15 protein-coding genes and 8 pseudogenes are annotated in these 19,741 nt (G+C 61.1%); 7 read left to right on the top strand and 16 right to left on the bottom strand.

Features of this window, described 5'->3' with window-relative positions:
- Window positions 1-230 precede the first annotated feature (230 nt).
- Both ACSKB8_RS00425 and ACSKB8_RS00430 read left to right on the top strand, forming a co-directional pair.
- A complete protein-coding gene (locus ACSKB8_RS00425) occupies window positions 231-506 on the top strand; it encodes a winged helix-turn-helix transcriptional regulator (protein ID WP_438101741.1) in 276 nt (91 codons plus the stop codon).
- Window positions 507-713, top strand: a complete 207-nt coding sequence (locus tag ACSKB8_RS00430; RefSeq protein WP_438101743.1) for an Lrp/AsnC ligand binding domain-containing protein — start codon at window positions 507-509, stop codon at window positions 711-713. It begins immediately after the preceding gene.
- 15 nt (window positions 714-728) lie between these two features.
- On the opposite strand, the gene ACSKB8_RS00435 is transcribed toward ACSKB8_RS00430, so the two are convergent.
- Window positions 729-1,292, bottom strand: coding sequence for a pyridoxal-phosphate dependent enzyme (locus ACSKB8_RS00435; protein ID WP_438101744.1), 564 nt, complete (start codon window positions 1,290-1,292; stop codon window positions 729-731).
- On the bottom strand, window positions 1,268-1,951 hold the full coding sequence (locus ACSKB8_RS00440) for a pyridoxal-phosphate dependent enzyme (RefSeq protein WP_438101745.1): 684 nt from the start codon (window positions 1,949-1,951) through the stop codon (window positions 1,268-1,270). The genes ACSKB8_RS00435 and ACSKB8_RS00440 overlap by 25 nt, the downstream gene beginning before the upstream one ends.
- Before the next feature lie 259 nt (window positions 1,952-2,210).
- Between ACSKB8_RS00440 and ACSKB8_RS00445 the strand changes: the two are divergent.
- Window positions 2,211-3,402 (top strand): annotated as a pseudogene (locus tag ACSKB8_RS00445) (aminotransferase class V-fold PLP-dependent enzyme).
- Window positions 3,403-3,708: 306 nt separating this feature from the next.
- Here ACSKB8_RS00445 and ACSKB8_RS00450 read toward each other — a convergent pair.
- Window positions 3,709-4,224: a hypothetical protein gene (locus ACSKB8_RS00450; RefSeq protein WP_438101747.1), complete on the bottom strand. Its 516-nt coding sequence runs from the start codon at window positions 4,222-4,224 to the stop codon at window positions 3,709-3,711.
- A gap of 425 nt (window positions 4,225-4,649) precedes the next feature.
- On the opposite strand from ACSKB8_RS00450, the pseudogene ACSKB8_RS00455 reads away from it, so the two are divergent.
- Window positions 4,650-4,943 (top strand): annotated as a pseudogene (locus ACSKB8_RS00455) (AMP-binding enzyme); the annotation flags it as partial.
- 71 nt (window positions 4,944-5,014) lie between these two features.
- Here ACSKB8_RS00455 and ACSKB8_RS00460 read toward each other — a convergent pair.
- A complete protein-coding gene (locus ACSKB8_RS00460) occupies window positions 5,015-5,161 on the bottom strand; it encodes a hypothetical protein (RefSeq protein ID WP_438101749.1) in 147 nt (48 codons plus the stop codon).
- Window positions 5,104-5,259 carry an aldehyde dehydrogenase family protein gene (locus tag ACSKB8_RS00465; protein ID WP_438110291.1) on the bottom strand — a complete coding sequence of 52 codons (156 nt, stop codon included), beginning with the start codon at window positions 5,257-5,259 and terminating at the stop codon, window positions 5,104-5,106. The genes ACSKB8_RS00460 and ACSKB8_RS00465 overlap by 58 nt, the downstream gene beginning before the upstream one ends.
- Window positions 5,260-5,531: 272 nt before the next feature.
- Here ACSKB8_RS00465 and ACSKB8_RS00470 point away from each other — a divergent pair.
- Window positions 5,532-7,095: pseudogene (locus tag ACSKB8_RS00470) on the top strand (S10 family peptidase).
- A gap of 474 nt (window positions 7,096-7,569) precedes the next feature.
- A protein-coding gene (locus tag ACSKB8_RS00475; RefSeq protein WP_438101750.1) for an IS630 family transposase occupies window positions 7,570-8,512 on the top strand; the annotation gives its coding sequence in 2 pieces (ribosomal slippage) (window positions 7,570-7,905 and window positions 7,907-8,512; 942 coding nt in all).
- A 12-nt stretch (window positions 8,513-8,524) separates the two neighbouring features.
- Here the strand turns inward: ACSKB8_RS00475 and ACSKB8_RS00480 are convergent.
- The gene (locus tag ACSKB8_RS00480) at window positions 8,525-8,758 is read right to left on the bottom strand and encodes a hypothetical protein (RefSeq protein ID WP_438101752.1); all 234 of its coding nucleotides are present in this window, start codon (window positions 8,756-8,758) and stop codon (window positions 8,525-8,527) included.
- A 382-nt stretch (window positions 8,759-9,140) separates the two neighbouring features.
- A pseudogene (locus tag ACSKB8_RS00485) lies at window positions 9,141-9,523 on the bottom strand (transposase); the annotation flags it as partial.
- A 1-nt stretch (window position 9,524) separates the two neighbouring features.
- Between ACSKB8_RS00485 and ACSKB8_RS00490 the strand changes: the two are divergent.
- Window positions 9,525-10,733: pseudogene (locus ACSKB8_RS00490) on the top strand (IS1182 family transposase); the annotation flags it as partial.
- 693 nt (window positions 10,734-11,426) lie between these two features.
- Here the strand turns inward: ACSKB8_RS00490 and ACSKB8_RS00495 are convergent.
- From ACSKB8_RS00495 to ACSKB8_RS00535, 9 genes and pseudogenes are all read right to left on the bottom strand, one after another.
- Window positions 11,427-12,368, bottom strand: coding sequence for an ABC transporter substrate-binding protein (locus ACSKB8_RS00495; RefSeq protein WP_438101754.1), 942 nt, complete (start codon window positions 12,366-12,368; stop codon window positions 11,427-11,429).
- Entirely contained in the window at window positions 12,365-13,465 is a 1,101-nt protein-coding gene (locus ACSKB8_RS00500; RefSeq protein ID WP_438101756.1) for an LLM class flavin-dependent oxidoreductase, read from the bottom strand. The genes ACSKB8_RS00495 and ACSKB8_RS00500 overlap by 4 nt, the downstream gene beginning before the upstream one ends.
- Before the next feature lie 30 nt (window positions 13,466-13,495).
- Window positions 13,496-14,667: pseudogene (locus ACSKB8_RS00505) on the bottom strand (acyl-CoA dehydrogenase family protein).
- Window positions 14,661-15,452, bottom strand: a complete 792-nt coding sequence (locus tag ACSKB8_RS00510; RefSeq protein WP_438101758.1) for an ABC transporter ATP-binding protein — start codon at window positions 15,450-15,452, stop codon at window positions 14,661-14,663. The pseudogene ACSKB8_RS00505 and the gene ACSKB8_RS00510 overlap by 7 nt, the downstream one beginning before the upstream one ends.
- Window positions 15,446-16,468: an ABC transporter permease gene (locus ACSKB8_RS00515; protein ID WP_438101760.1), complete on the bottom strand. Its 1,023-nt coding sequence runs from the start codon at window positions 16,466-16,468 to the stop codon at window positions 15,446-15,448. The genes ACSKB8_RS00510 and ACSKB8_RS00515 overlap by 7 nt, the downstream gene beginning before the upstream one ends.
- Window positions 16,446-17,546 (bottom strand): annotated as a pseudogene (locus ACSKB8_RS00520) (ABC transporter substrate-binding protein). The gene ACSKB8_RS00515 and the pseudogene ACSKB8_RS00520 overlap by 23 nt, the downstream one beginning before the upstream one ends.
- Window positions 17,547-17,813: 267 nt before the next feature.
- A pseudogene (locus ACSKB8_RS00525) lies at window positions 17,814-18,015 on the bottom strand (hypothetical protein).
- Window positions 18,016-18,287: 272 nt separating this feature from the next.
- Entirely contained in the window at window positions 18,288-18,860 is a 573-nt protein-coding gene (locus ACSKB8_RS00530; protein ID WP_438101762.1) for a flavin reductase family protein, read from the bottom strand.
- The gene (locus tag ACSKB8_RS00535) at window positions 18,857-19,726 is read right to left on the bottom strand and encodes an ATP-binding cassette domain-containing protein (RefSeq protein WP_438101764.1); all 870 of its coding nucleotides are present in this window, start codon (window positions 19,724-19,726) and stop codon (window positions 18,857-18,859) included. The genes ACSKB8_RS00530 and ACSKB8_RS00535 overlap by 4 nt, the downstream gene beginning before the upstream one ends.
- Window positions 19,727-19,741: the final 15 nt, after the last annotated feature.

Below are 19,741 nucleotides of genomic sequence, written 5' to 3' on the forward strand. Positions count from 1 at the left end.
TTCGGGATTTGCGCAATTGCGGGGCGGGAAACAGCGACCGCGCGGCCACCAGCGCCCCGGCCAAAGCGGTGCCCTGAAGTAGCTTCCGCCTGACTACATCCACCATGTAACCCTCCCTGTGTGGCAACTACTTGCTCGAACCGGTTTTGTGCATATAATCGTACAAGCTCGTGGCTAAAATCGCCGTTTTGCGACCCCAAATGCCAGAAAACTGCAAATTGGAATTTTAAATGGCTGTCACGCGCACCGACCTGGATCGCCTCGATCTGAAGCTTCTCATGCTGCTGCAGGAGAATAACCTGCAGACCTCTGAGGAATTGGCAGAGCGCGTGGGACTTTCGCCGACTTCTTGCCTGCGTCGGCTCAGGCGATTGCGCGAAAATGGGGCGATCATGTCCGACGTCTCGATCATATCGCCTTCGGTCGCCGGGAAACGGGTCACGTCGATCGTGCTTGTGGCGCTCGAGCAAGAGCAGCTCGATCTTCTGCACACCTTTAAGAATTGAATGAGCGCCTATCCTGAGGTTACCCAGTGCTACTACGTAACAGGTTCGGCTGATTTCATTCTGGTCGTCAACACTGGTTCTATGGAGGAATATGGGGCTTTCACCGAGCGAGCATTCTTTCCCGACAAGAACATCAAGTCGTTCAGCACATATGTGTCGATGCAGACGGTCAAGTTCACCACCCGCATCAATCTTGACGTATCCTGACTGCCCGGGCTCTGCTCATGCCAATTGGTTTCCGCTCCAAACCGATAGGTCGGTTGGGCCTTCTGTGGCAAAGAGCAGAACCTTGGCGGACTGATCGAGGCCAAGTCTCTTTCGGTCCTTCTCTTCGGCCGCCCTTAAGAGGCCTGCAAGTCCCGCCGCTCCCGACTCTCCGACGCGAAGACGCTGATCGCCCGAAACGCCTTCATTAAGCAAACGAACCGCGCCCACGGCCTCTTCTTCGGTTACCGTGATGTAGCCGCTGGTCAGCTCTTCGATAATCGGCCAAACCAACAACGATGGGCTTTGGCATTCGAGCATCGACATGTTCGTCCCAGGCCCCGGCGGGAGCCGCACGGGCATCTTGGCTCGGGCGCTCTCGTAAAGGCATGCCGACCGTTCTGGCTCGACGATCCAAAGATGGGTATCGCCCCCGAATAGACCCCGTGCCGAGCCATGGCCGAACACACTTGCTGCAAGACCTCCCACACCAGCCTGAACCAGAACATGCGTAAACGGCTTTGACTGTCCTGCCGTGGCTGCAATAATTTCGTCGATCAGTATCGCATACCCCTGGACCACAAACGTGCAAGCAGTGTCGTCCTCCCGGGGCCGACCGTATCCGGGACAGCGATCCAACCGTCCTGCGAGGCAGCCTTGGCCGCAACCTCGACGGAGTCGTTATAGTCTCCAGCCACGCGCACGATCGCAGCGCCGAGCCGCGAGATATGAGCGGCCCGCTCGTCGCTCACACCCGCATGGAGATATACGACCGCCCGCGCTCCGATGAGCCTCGCTCCGGCCGACACCGAACGGCCATGGTTGCCGTCCGAAGCACATGAAAATGTGAGCTGTGAAAGCATAGATCGCACGCCAGGCTCCGACAATTCTGCAGGCAGAATCGAGCGTCCAGTCCGTCTCTCAACGTGCTTCATAGCGAGCTTCAGCACTGCGTAGGCTCCGCCGAGCCCCTTGAAGCTGCCTATGCCAAGCCGCTGTGTTTCATCCTTGATCCAGATTTCGCCGAGACCCAGCTTTTCGGCGGTATGCGGCAGAGGAATCAGGCTGGTCGGTGCATAGCGCGGGCAGGCCTGAAGGAGGCGGAGCGGCTCATTTCCTGCGTTGCGGTCGCACCACCATGGAGCCTGTTCCAAGCCAGGTGAGCGATTGCGCAGCAGAAAGGGCCGATGATTGGCAAGCGTCTCCGACGGAGTTTCCGCGGGCTTTGATGTGGGAACCAAGGTCATCCTCCTGGCAAACAAGTACGATCTTCTCGAACCACTTTGCCGACCCGTAAGGCCGTTTGGCGCAATCTATGAAGCAGCCAATGAAGGATTTTGGCATTATCGGCCTTAAAACGGCGGGTTTGGGCCCTTCTGTCAGGTATGTTTCCAGAGATTTGCTGATCGAAGACCGTTAGTGCCTGCGAATCTGTATTTCTACCGCGTCGCGAAGAAGGGACTTCAGGTGCACGATATTCGGAAGCGAACTGCAAGCTCGATCGGCGATCTTTCCGATGCCGAAGTCGTTCGTTTGCGAGCGGATACGCCTGGCGTTGTACATCGAATCCATCTTAATAATGCCGGCGCCGCGTTGATGCCGAGCCCCGTCGTCGATGGCATGATCGCATACCTCCAGCGCGAAGCTGAAATTGGCGGCTATGAAGCGAGCGCCGAAAGCGCGGCGCGGTTAGAGGGTGTATACGATAGCATTGCTCGACTAGTCGGCTCAAAGCGCGAAGAAATTGCGCTGACTGAGAATGCCACTCTGGCATGGCAGCGCGCCTTCTATTCGCTCCGCTTTGGCCCTGGCGACCGAATTCTCACCACCTCCGCAGAGTTTGCGGCAAACTATGTAGCGTTCTTGCAGGTCGCCCGTCGTACGGGCGCACGGGTCGAGGTTATACCCGACGACGCAAATCACGTTCTGGATCCGGAAGCGCTCGAGCGCATGATTGATGAGCGCGTAAGGCTGATCGCCATCACGTGGATACCGACCAACGGCGGCTTGGTGAACCCAGTTGAAGCCGTGGGACGCATCGCGCGCGCTCATAGTGTTCCCTACCTGCTGGATGCGTGCCAGGCTGTTGGCCAGATCCCCGTCGACGTCCGCGCACTTGGTTGCGAACATGCTGACGGCGACAGGTCGGAAATTCTTGCGTGGTCCGCGCGGAACAGGCTTCCTCTACATGCGAGACGATTTCCTGAAGGACATTGAACCGGCTATGATCGACCTGTTCGGCGCACCTTGGGTTGGACCTGAGCGGTACGAACTTAGGTCCGACGCACGACGATTCGAGACGTGGGAAGCGAACTATGCGGCGCGGCTTGGACTTGGGATCGCCGCTGACTACGCGCTTTCAATCGGCATCGAGAGGATCGAACAACGTTGCCGCGAGCTTGCGAATGAATTGCGAGCAGCACTTGGTGGCGTCCCTGGCGTGGTGCTTCACGACCTTGGAGAACGTCCCGCTTCAATCGTGTCGTTCACACTTCGTAGTACGCTCGCACGCGAGGTCATGCGCAGCCTTGCAAGGCAGAAGATCAACGTATCCGTCTCGCCACCAACAAGTACACCGTTGGATGCAGCGCGGAGAGGTCTCTCCGACATCGTTCGCGCATCCCCGCATTACTACAATACGATTGAGGAGGTTCACAGTCTCGCGTCAGCGGTCAGGGGGATTGCCGCATAACCGTACGTTGCGAGCTGCGCCGAGACTAGGACGTTCAGTTTTCGACCACCGTGTGGGTGGCTTGTCGATAGCTCGTCGCTTCGGATAGCGGCTCACCTATTCCTTCATTTCGTCGGCGGTCGAGGCCTCAAAGAAGCTGTAGCGGCGAGCACCGCCTCAAAAATGACTGCGGTGCGCAGGTCCTAACGGTAGAACGCCTTGTTTGCCCCGAATATTTCAGTGACGAAATCAAAGACCGCCGCCATCCTGGGGACGTGCCGTAACTCTTCGTGGATGGCAATCCAGAACTCGCGATTTGTCCTGGCCTCAACCTCCAGTACGCGCCTGAAAGGTAGGCTCAGAAGTCCGCCAGATAAGTGAGAAACATTCCGATGCCGAAGCCTCGCCTGACGGCTTCCAATTGGACAAGTGGGCTGGTGCTGCGGAAACGACGCGCCTCTCCCCGACGGTGTCATGCAGCCATTTCAGTGCGGAGGTTTCGATCATATCGCCAATATAGTCCACAAAAACATGATCATCGGCTTCCTCGAGACTTTTCGGCTCGAGGTAGATGTCGCATCTGGCGATTCGCCGGGCGATATGGCGCAGACCTGTCGGGCGCACGATCCCGATGGATATATCAGCCTCTCGCCGCGTCAGATTTGCGGTCTGCAGCGCGGTGACGACCTCGACGAAGATCCCGGGATATTTGTCCTTGAAGGACGTTAGCGCGGGTACCAGCACTGTGGCAGCCAGCCCCTCCACCGCCGCCCCCTCACCGGCCCTGAAAGTTTGTCCTTGCCGGACTTCGAGGATGTCGGATGCCAGCCAATATTGCAACATCTGTCGCCCTCTTCATTGCACTGTCCCCACATGTTCGCGACAAAATCTAAACCCAAGTGCTACGCTTAAAGCCCCTCTATGCCTCGCATATTCAGCCCGGTCTATCTCATGTCGGTTTGGCTGGCGATGAGATTAAGGAGCTCAGTGGAGTATGTCACCGAGATCCTGAAGGACGCCTTGGGACCAGGAGCAAATCAAGAAGCGACCGCCAAGCGACTCGGTTCTCGTCTATCGAGTGATGCGGCCCTGACACGACTACTACGTTGAATTGGGTGGGCCACAGACGCCAGATTTTGCTGCAATTGTCTGGGAGGCTCCTGTGGCCCACGTTGCTGCAAGGCTCTGATCTTCAATAAAATTCGGCTCCGCTAGGGAGCGCCAGCAACTCAAGAAGGGCTGATAGATCAAAAATATCCCGCAGATCATATCCAAAGGAGATCGAGACCGAGATCGACGCGATCCCGGGCGTGGCCGAAAGCGCCGTGGTCGGCGTTCCCCATGCCGACTTCGGCGAAGGCGTCACGGCCGCGGTGGTGCGCTCGCCTGGATCGGCCGTGGACAAGCGCGCCATCCGCGAGGCGCTGTCGGGACGGCTGGCAAAGTTCAAGCAGCCCAAGCGCGTCATCTTCGTCGATACCTTGCGACGCAACGCCATGGGCAAGGTGCAGAAGAACCTGCTGCGCGAGCGCTTTGTCGATCTCAATTCCAAGGCCGGCTAGATCAAAGTGCCGTTCACGCGAGAAAACGCGTGAACGGCCCTTATCGACGAATGGCTACAGCAAACGCTGCTTCAGGGCGCGGCTGCCGAGCGCCGCCAGATCCGCCGCGTCTTGACCGATTGCGTATAGACGTAGGCGGCAAGGCCGTAAAACGGCCCCATCAGCGTATCCTTCTCCAGACCATTTGCCGACTTGACCTGCCTGACCTTGCCGACCAAGTGTCCACGAATGGCTGATAGACACTCTCGTGGACAAAAAACCGCGTCGGCGACTCGCAGACCAGGCCGGCGTTGCAGAATTTGCCTGCAGCGAGGATCTTCGGGCATTCTCGACGTCGCTCACCTCATTCGCAGGGCATGACATACAGCCCTTCGATGTTGCTGCAGGTCGTACAGTAGCTCGCTCTCTGCGGATGTGCCCGCCGGCGCGAGAGCGCTATCTGCAAGCACCGGCCCTGCCACTACCATCACCATACGGAATTCAGGAGCAATGAATACTGCTGGAGTTAGTAGGTGTTCTTTCTCGACCGTCATCTAGTTGTATGCGCCGTGCGCGCCATGCGCACACCGGTTGGCGGGAAAGGAAAACATGATGCAATTTGATTTCAGCACGGTCCGCGGCGCTTCTCTTGCGCTGGCTCTTTTTGCCTGGGGCACGATGGAGACCGGCCGGGCCGACGATCCGCCGCCGCGCCCTGAAGCCTCCGCGCAGGGCGTCCAGAAGAGCGGTCTCGACGAACGGGCGGGACAAACACCGAGCGCATCGTCTGCAAGCGAGCTGCATCGCTTGCCGCCGGATTCGACCACCAAGCATACGCTCAATGTTCCAGGCCGGGTACTCAGCTTTGCTGCGACCGCGGGCTCGATCCGCCTGTTCGACGAAAAAGGTGAGCCGCAAGCCGACATCGCCTATACGTCTTATCAGCTCGACGGGACGGACCGCACGAAGCGCCCGGTCACATTCTTCTTCAATGGCGGACCCGGCTCATCTTCGGCTTGGCTCCAGCTCGGCAATGCCGGTCCCTGGCGACTGCCGATCAACGCCGACGAGGTCACGCCTTCCACTTCTTTAGAAGCAAAGCCCAATGCGGAAACCTGGCTCGATTTCACCGACCTGGTCTTCATTGACCCGGTCGGGACTGGCTATAGCCGCTTCGTCGCGAACGGCGAGGTTGTCCGCAAGAAGTTCTTTTCCGTCGACGGCGATGTCAGCTCCCTCGCGCTGAGCATACGCCGCTGGCTTGAGAAGTACGACCGGCTCCTATCGCCAAAGTATATCGTGGGCGAAAGTTATGGCGGCATTCGAGGGCCGAAGGTCGTGCGTCAGCTGCAGATGCGGCAGGGCGTCGGAGTCAAGGGCTTGATCTTGATCTCGCCGGTGTTTGACTACGGTCCGACCGGGGTCCTGCGATATGTCACGCTGCTGCCGAGCTATGTCGCTACTGCCCGTGAAGCCAAGAGCCAAGCGAAGGGCTCCGATCTGACCGACGTGGAAAATTACGCGCAAGGCGAGCTCCTGGCCGACCTTCTCAAAGGTGAGGCTGATAGCGAGGCCAGCAACCGTATCGCCGACAAGATCGCCGCGTTAACTGGCATCGACCAAGGCGTCACCCGAGCACGTGGCGGCCGCATTGACATTAACGAATTCCGCCGCGAGTTGGATCGCCACAGCGGCAAGGTGACCGGAGGTTATGACGCCTCGGTGAGGGGTCTGGATCCCTATCCGCATTCAGCTGCCCACCCCTTCGGCGACCCCTCGGGTGATGCGCTTTCGCCGCCGATGACGAGTGCTGCCGTCGATATCCTGACGCGCAAGCTCAAGTGGCGGCCGGATGGCTCTTATGAACTGCTCAACGGTGCGGTCCGAAAGGCTTGGGATTTCGGCAATACACCTCCAGAGTCGTTGTCGGAGCTGCGACAGGCTCTTGCAACGGACGCGAAGATCAAGGTGCTGGTGGGGCACGGGCTGTTTGATCTTGTCACCCCTTATTTCGCCACGAAAATGGCCCTCGCTCAGTTGCCCGCCTTCGCCTCAGCGCCGCGGGTCATGCTCCTGGTCCTGCCAGGCGGCCACATGTTCTATTCACGCGAACTCCTCGCGTCAGGCTTTTCGTGCAGAAGTCGAGGCAATGATCACGTCGGCGGCAAATTAACCCGCTCACATTCTGAGCCGGCATATTTGAAGATCCGGAGCACGAGGAGGTCGCCGACAAAGCCGAGAGCGAATACCGCCTTGTGTTGCATAGGGGCGATCTTCGCCACAATCAGGAGATGACGACGCCATAGTTGAAGCCCGATCGATAGCTGCAACAGGGCCACGAACTGTCAATTGCCGATCGCGTTCCAGCCAAAGCGATGGCGCTGCAGCTCCTTCATTGATCTGGCGCGGCCGCTCGCTCTCGTGCCGCTCGGCAAGCAGTGTCGCCTTCAGCGTCTCGGCGTTATCGCTCACAGCAGATCGCCGTCCCAGACGCCGCGCTCCGATGCCAGGCGTGGCGCGCCAAATCTCGGCAGAGAGGCTGAAATTACTCTTCGGCTAGAGCATGTTGTTTTTTGCCGGAATCGGGATTCCCTGCGGGGAGGATTTCTGATTCAAGCTCCATGCTGGAAAGCGGAGGCCAGCATGGATGACGCGACCGCTTTCGGAAGACATTCGCGAACGCGCTCTTGCGCGAGCTGACGCGGGCGAGACCGTTCGTTCGATCGCAGAAGCGCTTCAGATCAGCCCTTCCTGTGTGACGAAGTGGAAGAATTTGCGGCGGGAGACCGGAGGCGTTTCTCCCGGCAAGATCGGCGGTCACAAGAAGCCGGTTCTGTCCGGCACCAATGCCGACTGGCTGCGCAAACGCATTCACTCCGGCCCATTCACTTTGCGGAAGCTGACGGAGGAACTGGCTGCGCGCGGGATCAAGACAGACGTGCGGGCGGTGTGGACGTTCGTTCACGCCGAAGGGCTGAGCTTCAAAAAAAACGGTCCTGCCGGCCGAACAAGATCGTCCCGATATCGCCCGTAAACGGACGCGCTGGAAGACCCATCAGGGCAGGATCGACGCTTCGCGCCTGGTCTTTATCGACGAGACCTGGATCAAAACCAACATGGCGCCGCTGCGAGGCTGGGGGCCGAGCGGGCAACGTCTCCAGGCGTCTGCGCCTTTCGGCCATTGGAAGACCATGACCTTCATCGCGGCGCTGCGCCACGATCGGATCAGCGCGCCATGGGTCATCGACGGCCCAATCAATGGCGAGCTCTTCACCCTTTATATCGAACAGGTACTGGCGCCGACCCTCGCAAAAGGTGAACTCGTCATCCTCGATAATCTCGGCAGTCACAAGGGCAAGGCGGCGCGCAACGCCATCCGCGCCACAGGAGCACATCTGCTCTTCCTGCCGCCCTACAGCCCCGACCTCAACCCGATCGAGCAGGTCTTCGCCAAGCTCAAACACCTGATGCGAGCCGCCCAGACACGTGATGTCGAAGCGACTTGGCGCAAGGTCGGCGAACTCCTCGACCTCTTCTCCAAGGAGGAGTGCGCCAACTATCTCAAAAATTCAGGGTATGTTTCCGTATAAAAACATCACGCTCTAGGCCGCCGACAACCTCGGCTTCGATTTCCGGATGGTTGTCTGCGATCTCGCGAATCCGTTCGAGAACGCTTTCCAGAAAGGAATCGGGGGCGCGATGATTTCGACGCCTGTGACGGCCCGATCACGAGTGATGGCGCGTCCCGCTCGACCAAGAGGTAAATTCGGAAGTTCGATGTTGTGCTCGCGGATGAACTCGCGCACGTCCGTGATGCACCCCATGTCCTCGATCATCCGCTGAAGCTGGTCCTCGTTTGCATTGACCGCAAGTTTCTCGATCAGCGCATCGGGCGCCGAACGGAGCTCAAGGCCGGCCTCGCCAGGCGCGCCGCGCGGCTTCGACGTTCGCGCGGACGATGCGCTCCTTGCCGGCGATCTCGACCAACCGCTGTGGCAGGCCGATACCTCACTTCATCGATCGCCGAACGCCTTCGCATAGCCCTGCTTCGGAATAGCAGGCAGCCCGTTATGGCGGATACGACCGCGTTCTATCGGAGTACGGACTCGGTTTGGAGAGGGGTAAGCGTCAATTTCAGTAGCTGATCGAGACGATTGGATTTGGTTACAGCACGTCTTCCAGGCCGCACGTCACTCTCGAGGAACTTGGCATGCTGCATTGATCACATTCTGTTCTCGATGGCAGGCCATTGTCTTTGCGGAAGTCCGCAATCGTCTTGTGATCAGGGACGAGCCGACCCAGCAGCCACATGACCTCGACATTGCGTCCGGCCTCTCGTTCCAGCCGCCGGCTCGACTGCACCCGGTTCAGATAGCCGTAGATGTAGAGCTTCAGCAGAACCGAGGGATGATACGACGGCCGACCGGTTGCCGCCGGCTCCACCCTTCGAAGCTCATCTCGGCCAAATCGAGCGTGTCGACAAACACGTCGATCACCCGAACAGGGTTGCTCTCGTCAATGAAGTCGTCGAGGCATTCGGGCGGTAACGTCGACTGCCCCCGATCCGCCCCCGCAACGAAGCTCTTCTTTGATCTCGACAAGGTGGTGCCGGCTGATCACCTGGTACGGCAAATCGACGGTTTGCTGGACCTGAGTTGGGTGCACAACGAGCTCGCTCCATTCTACTCGCACGATCCGGTGCTCATGATCCGGATGCTGATCTTGGGCTACGTATTTGCACTTCGTTTCGAGCGTCGGCTCTGCGCCGAGGTCCAGGTCAACCTGGCTTAAAGATGGTTTTGCAAGCTCGGCATCGAGGACCATATCCCTGATCACTCGGTGTTCTGCCGGGCGCGGCGCGAACGCTTCCATGAGAGCGATGCCTTACGCCGGGTTTTTGAGCGTGTAGTGGCGCTGTGTATTTCGGCGGGGCTGGTCGGAGCCGAAGCGTTCTCAGTCGATGCGAGCCTGATCAAGGCAGATGTGAACAAGACTAGGCGACGTCCCGGCGACCCGCCTATTACCTGGCCAAAGCCGGAGGAAGCATCCCATGCGGGTCGCGAGTACATCGCAGTGCTTGATGCCGCCAATAGCGATAAGGACAGTGATGAAGACGGCGGCGGTTCAAGTGAAGGCAGCCGTCGCCGCAAGCCTCCCAAGGAAGTCTCGCTCACCGATCCGCAAGCAACATGGGTTACGAGGCCGGGCGTGGATCCATTCTTTGCTTATCACGCGAACTATCTGATCGACAACAAGGCCGGGATCATCCTCGATGCGGTAGGCACGCGCGCGAACCGTGCGGTTGAGATTGCTGTCACCGAGACCATGGTGGACCGTGTTGAGCGTCGCTTCGATCTGCGCCCCAAAAGGTTGCAGGCGACACGGCTTACGGCGCGGTCAGACTGCTCAGATGGCTAGTGGATCGCAAGATCACGCCGCACGTTCCGGTGTGGGACAAGTCGGCACGCCCCGATGGCACCTTTAGCCGAGCCGACTTCGTCTTCGACCAGAAGCGCAATGTCTATGTCCGAGTGGCGCCGAACTGACCAGCACCGGCAATATCGATCAAGGTCACATCGTTTACTACAGGGTCAGCAAGAGCGACTACTCTGGCTGCGCCTTGAAGCCCAAATGCACGACGGCGGTCGTGCGCAAAATTACCCGCGACGTCAACGAAGATGTGCGCGATCGTGTCCGTGCCCTGGCCATACGGAAGCCTTCGAGCAATCGTGCCGCGAGCGCAAAAAGATCGAGATGCGGTTTGCTCATATGAAACGCATTCTCAGGCTCGACCGGCTTCGGAATTCCGGGGCGCCGCAAAGAAATCCAGAGGATTGGGCATGCTGCCCTTCATCCAGAATGGCCAGTCCCACCTCGGCGGATTCTTAGACTGAGAGTCGCTGCTCATGAGGTGGCTTCCTTCCGGCGAAGTCGACAGGGGACGATGTTGGATGTGGTCGCAAGTCGAATGTGGGCTGAGAGATCACTGAGCTATATGCGAGCTTTGGTTAGTCGTGTGTAGTATGAGGCTTTACTCGCTAGCCGCATCGGAACTTTTGGATGCAATCGCTCTAAAGAGATATCTACTACACCCTCAACCGACGACTACGCGAGCGACTTGGGTACCCTCAACGGCGCAGTGAAAATGACCGGATTTTACCCGCGATATCTGTGTTGAAGCCTATCCGGACGTACAGCAAACAATCAACAATGCCTACAATGCCCGGAGGCAGCGCTAAAAGCCGTTCCTTCAGGAAATCGCGCTACGGATGAAGTTGCTTTTGCTGCGAGCGGAAGCGCGTGTCGAGACAGTAGCCGACTGTAATCGCCCGAAGCACAAGCGCCCGGAAGCTCCGCTATAATCCCAACAGCTGTCTGCGAAGTCAGATTTTCGCCCGCAAACCACTTTTTCCGCTATGGTCGCGGTCTCGCAACGTGCGAGCTCTGCTTCACAATGGTGTCAGTCCAATCTCTCGCAAATCCGTTCTTGATACGCGGACTAACTTACAAACCTGCGCCCTTAGAGATCGCGTCTGAGAAGGAGCGATCGACGATTTCATCGGCACGAAGCTTTCGCTTGATAAGACCCCAGCGGAAATAGAGGTCGATCGTGCTCTGCTCGTCCCTCGTCACGCTATCGTCGATTGGCGCAATGCGCACTTTTGCCCGCGACAGCCAATTCAGCGGCACCACAGTTGGGATATTCATCAACCTGCCCCACGTCTCGGCGTAGCTGTTGGGATTTGTGAGCGACCACGCCCTCGCAGCCGCGAGTCGACGGATGAAGTCGGTCAGTTCAGACCGCTTGTCGCGTATGGAGTCAGGAGTGGCGACCTGGAAGCTGAGACCTGGCGTCAATCCTTGCGCGGTGATTAGGCGGCGCGATTTGAACAGCACCTCCTCCTGGCTGACATAGGGCTCCCACGTCGACCACGCATCGACCGAACCTTGTGTATAGGCAATCTTGGCGTCGGATGGCGTGAGGAATGTGATCTGCACGTCATTCGCCTTCCAGCCATTTTTCTCCAGCGCGGCGAGGATTAGCTGGTGGCCGATCGAGCCGCGTCCGGTGGCGATCTTCCTGCCGCGCAGATCATCAAAGCTCTTGATGGGAGATTTCTCTGGCACGAGGAGCGCAAGGCCCTCCCCCGTCTGTCGGATTGCCGCAATTGCTTTGACCGGCGCGCCGGCAGCCGCCGCGAAGGTGAAAGGCGCGTCACCCACGAGCCCCGTCTCGATCGCACCGGCGCTGAGCGCCTCCAGAAGCGGCGCTGCAGCTGCGAATTCCTTCCACTCGATCCTATAGGGCACGTCCCTCAAAACGCCTGCCGCTTCCATCACAGCCTGGGCATTGCCCTTCTGGTCTCCGACGCGGAGGGTGGTTTGTCCCGCCGCGGCCTCGATCGCACCGAGCAGCAGCGCGCCGGCCAGCATTAGCCTGATCATGCCGCGGCCTCCCCTCGTGCGAGCTGCCGCTTCGAGATGAGCTCGCGCGTGAGCGGGATCAGCTCGCGGCCGTATTCGATGGTGTCGATCAAGGGATCGAAGCCGCGGATCAGGAAATGGGTGATGCCGAGGTCGTAATAGTCGCCAAAGACTTCGGCGACCTGCTCGGGCGTACCGACCAGCGCGGTGGTGTTGCTGTTGGCGCCGGTGAGCTTTGCGATCTCGGTCCAGAGCCGCTTGTCGATGCGGCTGCCCTGATCGGCGAGCGCGAGCAGGCGCCGCGCGCCGGCCGTGGCGTGGCCATCGGCGGGCTTGCGATAGCCGGTCTTGTCCTGAAGCGCAGTCGCGCGCGCCAGAATGTCCTCCGCCTTCTCCCAGGCCTGCTTTTCCGTCGGCGCAATGATCGGCCGGACCGACAGGCTGAAGCGCGGCGTCGGCCGCCCCTGCCTGACCGCCGCGTTATGGACGCGCGATGTAACATCGCGCACCTGGGCGTAGGATTCGCCCCATAGCGCGAACGTATCGGCATGCTTGCCGGCCACATCGATCGCAGCATCCGAGGCGCCCCCGAAATAGATGCGGATGCCTCGGGGGTGATAGGGCTTCACCTGGGAAAACCCGTTCTCGACCTGGTAGTATTTTCCCTTGTAGGTGAAAGGCTTGTCACTGGTCCACTCCAGCTTGACGATGTCGAGGAATTCGGAGGTGCGGGCATAGCGCTCGTCCTTGTCGTCGAGCGTGTTGCCGTCCTGCCGAAGCTCAGTGGCATTGCCGCCGGTAATCACGTGGAGCGCGACACGTCCGCGGGAGAACTGGTCGAGCGCCGCGAACTGCCGCGCCAGCAACGTCGGGGCAGTGAAGCCGAGCCGCTGCGCGATCAGAACGTTGAGGCGATCGGTGTGGTTGAGGACGTGCTGCGCGACCTGGAGCGCGTCGGGCGTGGTCGAATGAAACGCCAGCAGCGCGCGATCGAAGCCGGCATTCTCATGCGCCTTCGCCACGGTCTCGATGTGGGTGGGGTTGAGCACCGGCCCCTCGCGGACGACGGTTTCGGACGAATTGTTGTTGCTGATGAAGCCGATGAACTCGATCGACATGACCGTCTCCCTGGTTGTTTTCCGGAAAAGCTAGAGGCCCAATGCGGCGCGGCCGAGGCGGATGCGCGTGGAATCGTCTTGCGGCGTGTGCACGCGCCCACACAGGACGTCGCGATAGTGCCGCTCCAGCGGATTGGCACGCGTCAGACCATGATTGCCGGTCGAGAGAGAGCGTCCTCGACCGCGGCGATTGCGTTGTTGGTGACAGCGAGCTTGATCGCGTTGGACTCGGCCGCCGGCAGCGTGATCCCATCGTCGAAGTCGCCGGCGAAACTATCGATCAGCCGCGCATTGACTGCGAGCCGCGTCTCGATGGCCCCGAGGATCTCCTGCGCCCGCGGCAAGGTCGCGAGCGGCGCACCGAGACTGGCGGGAACGCGCTGTTTCAGGAACGTGATCAGCCAGTCGCGCGCGGCGCGGGCAACGCCGTCATAGATCGCAGCAACGAGGACGGTGTGGACGGTCGCCTGCGTGGCATCAGGCGCGCGCCAGTCCGCCGGCTTGCGGACATCGATCTCGGCATCGAGCGGGATCACGACATCCTCGAAGACGACATCGTGGCTGCCGCTGGCACGCAGGCCGTGATGGTCCCAGGTCTCGACGATGCGGGTGCCCGGCAGGCCCGCCGGCACCAGGAACTGGCCGACGCGCGGCTCGACCTCGTCGGTCCGCGCCCAGACCAGGTACCATTTCAGGATCGGCGATCCCGTCGAATAGATCTTGTGGCCGGAGAGGCGCCAGCCGGTCTCGGTGCGCCGCGCGATCGTCGCCGGCAGGCCGCCGCGCGCCGGCGAACCGAGCTCGGGCTCGACCCGCAGCGCGTTGACGAGGGCAAGGCCTTCGACGCTCTCGCGCGCGAGCTTGCGCGACAACCGCGCCGGCCAGGTCGCGCTGCGCGCCATGACGAGATGATTGATGTAGTGCATCGACAGCACCAGCGCCGTCGACGCATCGGCCTTGCCGATGACGCCGATCACGCGCGCGGCGTATCGTGCGCCGGCGCCGGCCCCACCGTGGACCGTAGGAACCGTCAGCGACAACAGGCCCGCCTCGGAGAGCTCGCGGAAATTCTCGAAGGGGAAGCTGCCATTGCGGTCATGCTCGGCCGCGCGCGCGGCAAAGCTCGTCGCCAGCGCCTCGGCGCGTGCGATGTAGTCGGGCTCGCTAAGGGCCGTGCGCCCTTTCGCTAAAGAGGTCACCATGTGGCATCCAGCCCCAGCAGGCCAAGAATCTGGCGGCGCAGATCGGCCAGATAGGGATCACCGCGATGGCGTGGATAGGGTCGGTCGACACGGATGTCGGCCTTGACCCGTGCCGGGCGGTCGCTGAACACGATGACGCGGTTGGCGAGCACCAGGGCTTCCTCCGCATCGTGCGTCACCAGCAGCGTGGTGAATCCCTTGCGCTGCCAGAGCGAGACAAGCTCGGCCTGCATGGTGATGCGGGTCAGCGAGTTGAGTTTGCCCAGCGGCTCGTCGAGGATCAGGATTTTTGGATCGTTGACCAGCGCCCGCGCCAGCGCGACGCGCTGCGCCATGCCGCCGGAGAGCTGGTGCGGATAGGCGTTGCGGAATGACGAGAGGCCAACGAGATCGAGCGCGGCGTCGACGCGGTGACGCTGGCTCTTCAAAATGCCCTGGGCCTCGAGGCCCAGGGCGACGTTGTCCCAGACCGACCGCCAGGGAAACAGGGTCGGATCCTGGAACACGACGACGCGCGAGGGATGCGGATTTCTGATGAGATCCTCGTCCTCCCGCAACCTGCCTGCCTTCGGCTTGTCGAGACCGGCGACCAGCCGCAGCAAGGTCGACTTGCCGCAACCGGATGGGCCGAGCAGCGCGACGAATTCGCCGGGCTCGACAGAGATGCTGACGTCGCTGAGCACAGGCAGCTCGGCGCCGTCAATGTCGAAGGCGTGGCTGACCTGCTCGATATCGAGCGCGGCGCCGGCGGCCGGATGCGCGATCGCTTCAGCCAGAGCTACCATTTCACGGTCCCCTTCTGCCAGACCAGCAGGCGGTCGCGGATCGAAAACAGCAGCGTGATCGCGCCGGAGCAGAGCAGCGACATCACGATCAGCGCCGCATACATGTTGGAATAGGCGGCCCAGCCCTGCGCCCATTGCAGGTACCAGCCGAGGCCCGCCTTGACGCCGATCATCTCGGCGACGACCAGCACCGCGAAGGACGAGCCGAGCCCCATGAACAGGCCGACGAACACGTGCGGCAGCGCCGCCGGGATCGCGACCTTCAGCACCAGGAAGGACGGCTTTGCGCCCAGGGTCCGCGCGACGTCGTAGTAGGCGTTGCTGACGCTAGCGACGCCGGACCAGGTCAGCACGGTGACTGGAAAGCCGGTCGCCAGCGCGATCAGGAAGGTCGAGGCGCTCCAGCTCGACGGGAACGTGAAGAAGGCGATCGGCAGCCACGCGGTCGCCGGCAGCGGGCCGATGAAGCGCAGCACCGGATGCACCCAATAACCGACGGCGCGCGACCAGCCGATCGAGACACCGGTCAGGAAACCGACCGTGGCACCGATGAGATAACCGCCGAGCTGAAGCTTGACCGAGGCAAAGACGCTGTCGAGCAGTTTCGGCAGGTCGTCGGTATAGACCTCGATGATCGCCTGCGGTGGCGGAAAGAACGGCAGCGGCAGCCAGGCGAACTTTGCAGTGGCAACTTCCCAAATCGTCAGGAATGCGCCAAGCGCCACGAGCCAGGGCGCGCGCTTGCGCAAACCCCGCCCTGCGGAGCCGAGATAATCGGCACCAACTGTTCCGAACAAGGCGACCGCGGCGACGATGAAGGCCGCAATGCCGAGCGAATGTGTCCGCGACCAGTCGCCGACATCCTCCCACCACAGGCAGGACAGGCCGAAGGCGATCCAGGTAATGCTTGCGAGCACGCCGACGCCCGACTCTCTGATCCAGGTCGCAAGCAGTGGCGCGCGCGGGAGGCGCGGCGCGCCGGAGGCGAGGCCGTCAGACAGCGAATACGTCGACATAGATGCGCTCCGCGAATTTGGCCGTGTCGGTGCTCGGCTTGAAGACCTGCACGCTCTTCAGATCGTCGGCATAGGCCTTGAGCTCGCGCTTCGAGCACGTCGCCGACCGGATGATGATGGTGGGTGTGGTAGCGCACCATGCCCTCGATGTCGGCGAGCGTGGCCGCCTTCGGCGCGTAGGGCTGGAACGATTTTGCCGCAACCGACGCATTCTGCGCGGTGAACATCGCGGCATCGCGCAGCGCCTGCGTGATGGCGCGGGCGACCTGCGGCTCCTCACGCACCAGGCTGCCGCGCAGGCCGAGGATGCAGCACTCTTTTCGCGATACTCGCCGTCGAGATTGGAAGCGACTTCCTTGTATTGAGTATCCTTGAGCCAGAGATAGGCGAGCGGATCGGAGGACAGGAAGGCCTGCACCTCGCCCTTCTCCACGGCGACGTTGAGCAAATTGCCGGGATAGGCGCGCCAGTCGACGTCCTTGACCGGGTCGATGCCGAGCTTGGCGAGCTGGATCGAGAAGAAATTCTTGTCGGGGCCGGCGAGATCGCCGACCGCGACGATCTTGCCCTTGAGATCGGCGAGCTTGGCGACGCCGGAATCGCTACGCGACAGCACCCGCATGCAGCCGCCATGGGTGCCGGCGGCGATCTTGACGTCAAACCCCTGCTCCAATGGCTTCAGCCAGCGCAGCGCCATGCCGAGACCGGCGTCGCTCTTTCCCGTCGCGATCGCCTCGAGCAGCTGGTCGGTCGATCCGGAATAGTTGACGAGCTCGACGTCGAGATTGTGCTTCTGGAAGAAGCCGTGCTCGATGGCGACCGGCACCGGCGCGAGGCAGACCGCGCCGGCATTCCACGACAGTTTCAGCTTGCGCGGCGCACCGGTGAAGGCGGGTGCGTCGGAGGCGGTCCGGCACAGCGGGAATTCCGAGAAGTCGATTCCGCCTGCGATGCTGCGCGGCGCAAAAGCCTGCGCGCCCAATCCGCCGAGCGGTGCAGCGAACGCCGCGGACAGGCCCGCTTGGAAAAAATGCCGCCGATCGAGCCCCGATCCGCCGCGTTTATCGTGATTTCTCATCAGCCTCGTTTCCTGCGCTGGGCAAAACTGCGCCGCACACGCAACGTTTCGCGTTGCGCAATCGATTGAGAACTTGCGTTGTAAGACGATCCTGCTATGCGAGCGATCGCTCGCCACGTGGATATGATGCGCAAATCATGCGGCGCGATCGCCGCATCGTCAATGAAATGGAATTTCGAATGTGCCGCAGAGCGAAGGCATTCTCTCCATGCTGATGCCGATGAACAACCAATCGGTTTTTGTGTTAGCCCCGGCTTGATCTTTCGATCACTTCTCATTGATGCGCTTCGCCGATTCGGGAGAGAGCAAGACACGTGCGGCGCGCTCCGCATCGCGCGCCGATCGAAACTGGCGACCTTCCAGGCGGTTGAACAGGCGCTCCGATGAGAAGAATTCGAAAACCGCCTCTATCTCGTGTGATGATGCCGGCAGTCCGATCGTTGACCTCAATGATGTAAGCTTCGGGCATGGCTGTTTGTTCGCCGGAATTCGGCGCTCCTGCTTATTTCTCGCTTTCTGCTTAAAAGGTGCTCAGCGGGAGCAACAGCCGCCCGTGGCCGCAGAGAACCAGCGGCAAGCGATGCAATTGCTCGCGTCGCGCTCGATCCTCTGTGACACCAATCTCATGCGCTCTTCAACAATTCTCGATAAACGGGCTATCACCCGCTCACTTAAGTTTCTGTCCGACCGTTCCGCGCGGAAGGTCCAATGTGTGCAACGGCGAATGCGATGGCTTCGCGTTCAAGGGGTAGATCGACCTCGCTGGGGCACGCTGACCTGAGCTAATCTGATAGCATCCTCTTCGTGGTCGATCGCTACGTACTGAGAATGCCAATACGCCAGGCTCGCACCGCGGGTTGAACTCCGGACGCCGCGCACCCGCCCGATGACGATGCCATGCGAGTGACGCTCGATGATCTCTTCCACCTCGCAATCGAGTGCAGCCGACGCGCCCGCCAGCAGCGGGACGCCGGAGACCGCCGTCACCCAGTCGCTGCCCGCAAAGCGATCGACGCCCTTCAGGCCGCCCTTGCCAGCAAAGCGCTCGGCGATATCGAGATGATCGGCATTGAGGAGATTCACGCCGAAGGCGCCGAGGCGCTTGATGAGCGGAAACGAGGACGCGTGCCGGTTGATGCTGACAATCAGCGCCGGCGGATCGACTGAGAGCGACGTCACCGTCATGCCGGTGATGTCCCTGCCCTGCCCGGCTGTGATAACGCTGACGCCGCCGGTCAGGTGCCTCATGGCGGCGCGAAAGTCAGCAGACGAGACGTTTTTGTCAGTCAAAATATGACGGGAGATGACATTCATGGCGGACTTGCTGACCATAGCCCCTGAATCGAGGCTCGCTCGTCACCCGAGAGAAGAAGGCGTAGAATTGAGCCTTCGAGATTGGCAAGGTCCGGCGAACCGCGCTCGCGCGGCCGTGGCACGTTGACGGTCACGTCCTGTGCGATACAACCGTCCTCGATCACCAGCACCCGGTCGGCCAAGGCGACGGCTTCGGCGACGTCGTGGGTCACCAGGATCGCGGTAAAGCCCTGGTCGCGCCAAACGCGCTCTAAGAGACGTTGCATCGAGATTTGGGTCAAAGCGTCCAGCGCGCCGAGCGGCTCGTCGAAGGCGAGCACGCGCGGGCGGGAGACCAGCGCGCGGCCGAGCGCGACGCGCTGCTTCTGGCCGCCCGACAGCACTGAGGGCCACTGATCGCGCTTGTCGGCAAGGCCAACTTCGGTCAGCGCCTTCTCGGCGCGCGCATGCGCATCGCCGGAGACGCGATCGCGGCCAAGGCCGACCTCGACATTGGCGAGCACGCGCGCCCAGGGCAGCAACCGCGGCTCCTGGAACATGACGCGGATATCCTCGGGCTGGATATCCTGGCCAAAGCTGATGCTGCCGACGTCGATTTTTTCCAGACCGGCGATGAGGCGCAGCAGCGTGCTCTTGCCGCAACCGCTCTTGCCGACGATGGCGACGAACTGGCCGGCGGGGATGCGCAAATCGATGCCGCGCAGCACCTCGTTGTCCCCGAAGGATTTGCGCAAGCCACGGATGCTGAGCGGCAGGCCGGCGGTCGTCGTCGGGCACTCCTCGCGCACCACACGGGCGTGCGGCGCGAAATTGGCGCGGCTGGCGAGCTCGGTTTCCGGAAGGGAGGTACGAAGCGCTGTCTGCATGGGATTTCGAGTATT

This window comes from Bradyrhizobium sp. BR 1432, from assembly GCF_051547705.1.
Lineage (GTDB): Bacteria > Pseudomonadota > Alphaproteobacteria > Rhizobiales > Xanthobacteraceae > Bradyrhizobium > Bradyrhizobium zhanjiangense.

Excerpts from the sequence above, each read along its gene's own strand:
- ACSKB8_RS00480 (WP_438101752.1), bottom strand. The coding sequence starts at position 8,758 with ATGATCGAGGACATGGGGTGCATCACGGACGTGCGCGAGTTCATCCGC.
- ACSKB8_RS00425 (WP_438101741.1), top strand. The coding sequence starts at position 231 with ATGGCTGTCACGCGCACCGACCTGGATCGCCTCGATCTGAAGCTTCTC.
- ACSKB8_RS00510 (WP_438101758.1), bottom strand. The coding sequence starts at position 15,452 with ATGGTAGCTCTGGCTGAAGCGATCGCGCATCCGGCCGCCGGCGCCGCG.
- ACSKB8_RS00515 (WP_438101760.1), bottom strand. The coding sequence starts at position 16,468 with ATGTCGACGTATTCGCTGTCTGACGGCCTCGCCTCCGGCGCGCCGCGC.
- ACSKB8_RS00500 (WP_438101756.1), bottom strand. The coding sequence starts at position 13,465 with ATGTCGATCGAGTTCATCGGCTTCATCAGCAACAACAATTCGTCCGAA.
- ACSKB8_RS00495 (WP_438101754.1), bottom strand. The coding sequence starts at position 12,368 with ATGATCAGGCTAATGCTGGCCGGCGCGCTGCTGCTCGGTGCGATCGAG.
- ACSKB8_RS00535 (WP_438101764.1), bottom strand. The coding sequence starts at position 19,726 with ATGCAGACAGCGCTTCGTACCTCCCTTCCGGAAACCGAGCTCGCCAGC.
- ACSKB8_RS00450 (WP_438101747.1), bottom strand. The coding sequence starts at position 4,224 with ATGTTGCAATATTGGCTGGCATCCGACATCCTCGAAGTCCGGCAAGGA.
- ACSKB8_RS00430 (WP_438101743.1), top strand. The coding sequence starts at position 507 with ATGAGCGCCTATCCTGAGGTTACCCAGTGCTACTACGTAACAGGTTCG.
- ACSKB8_RS00530 (WP_438101762.1), bottom strand. The coding sequence starts at position 18,860 with ATGAATGTCATCTCCCGTCATATTTTGACTGACAAAAACGTCTCGTCT.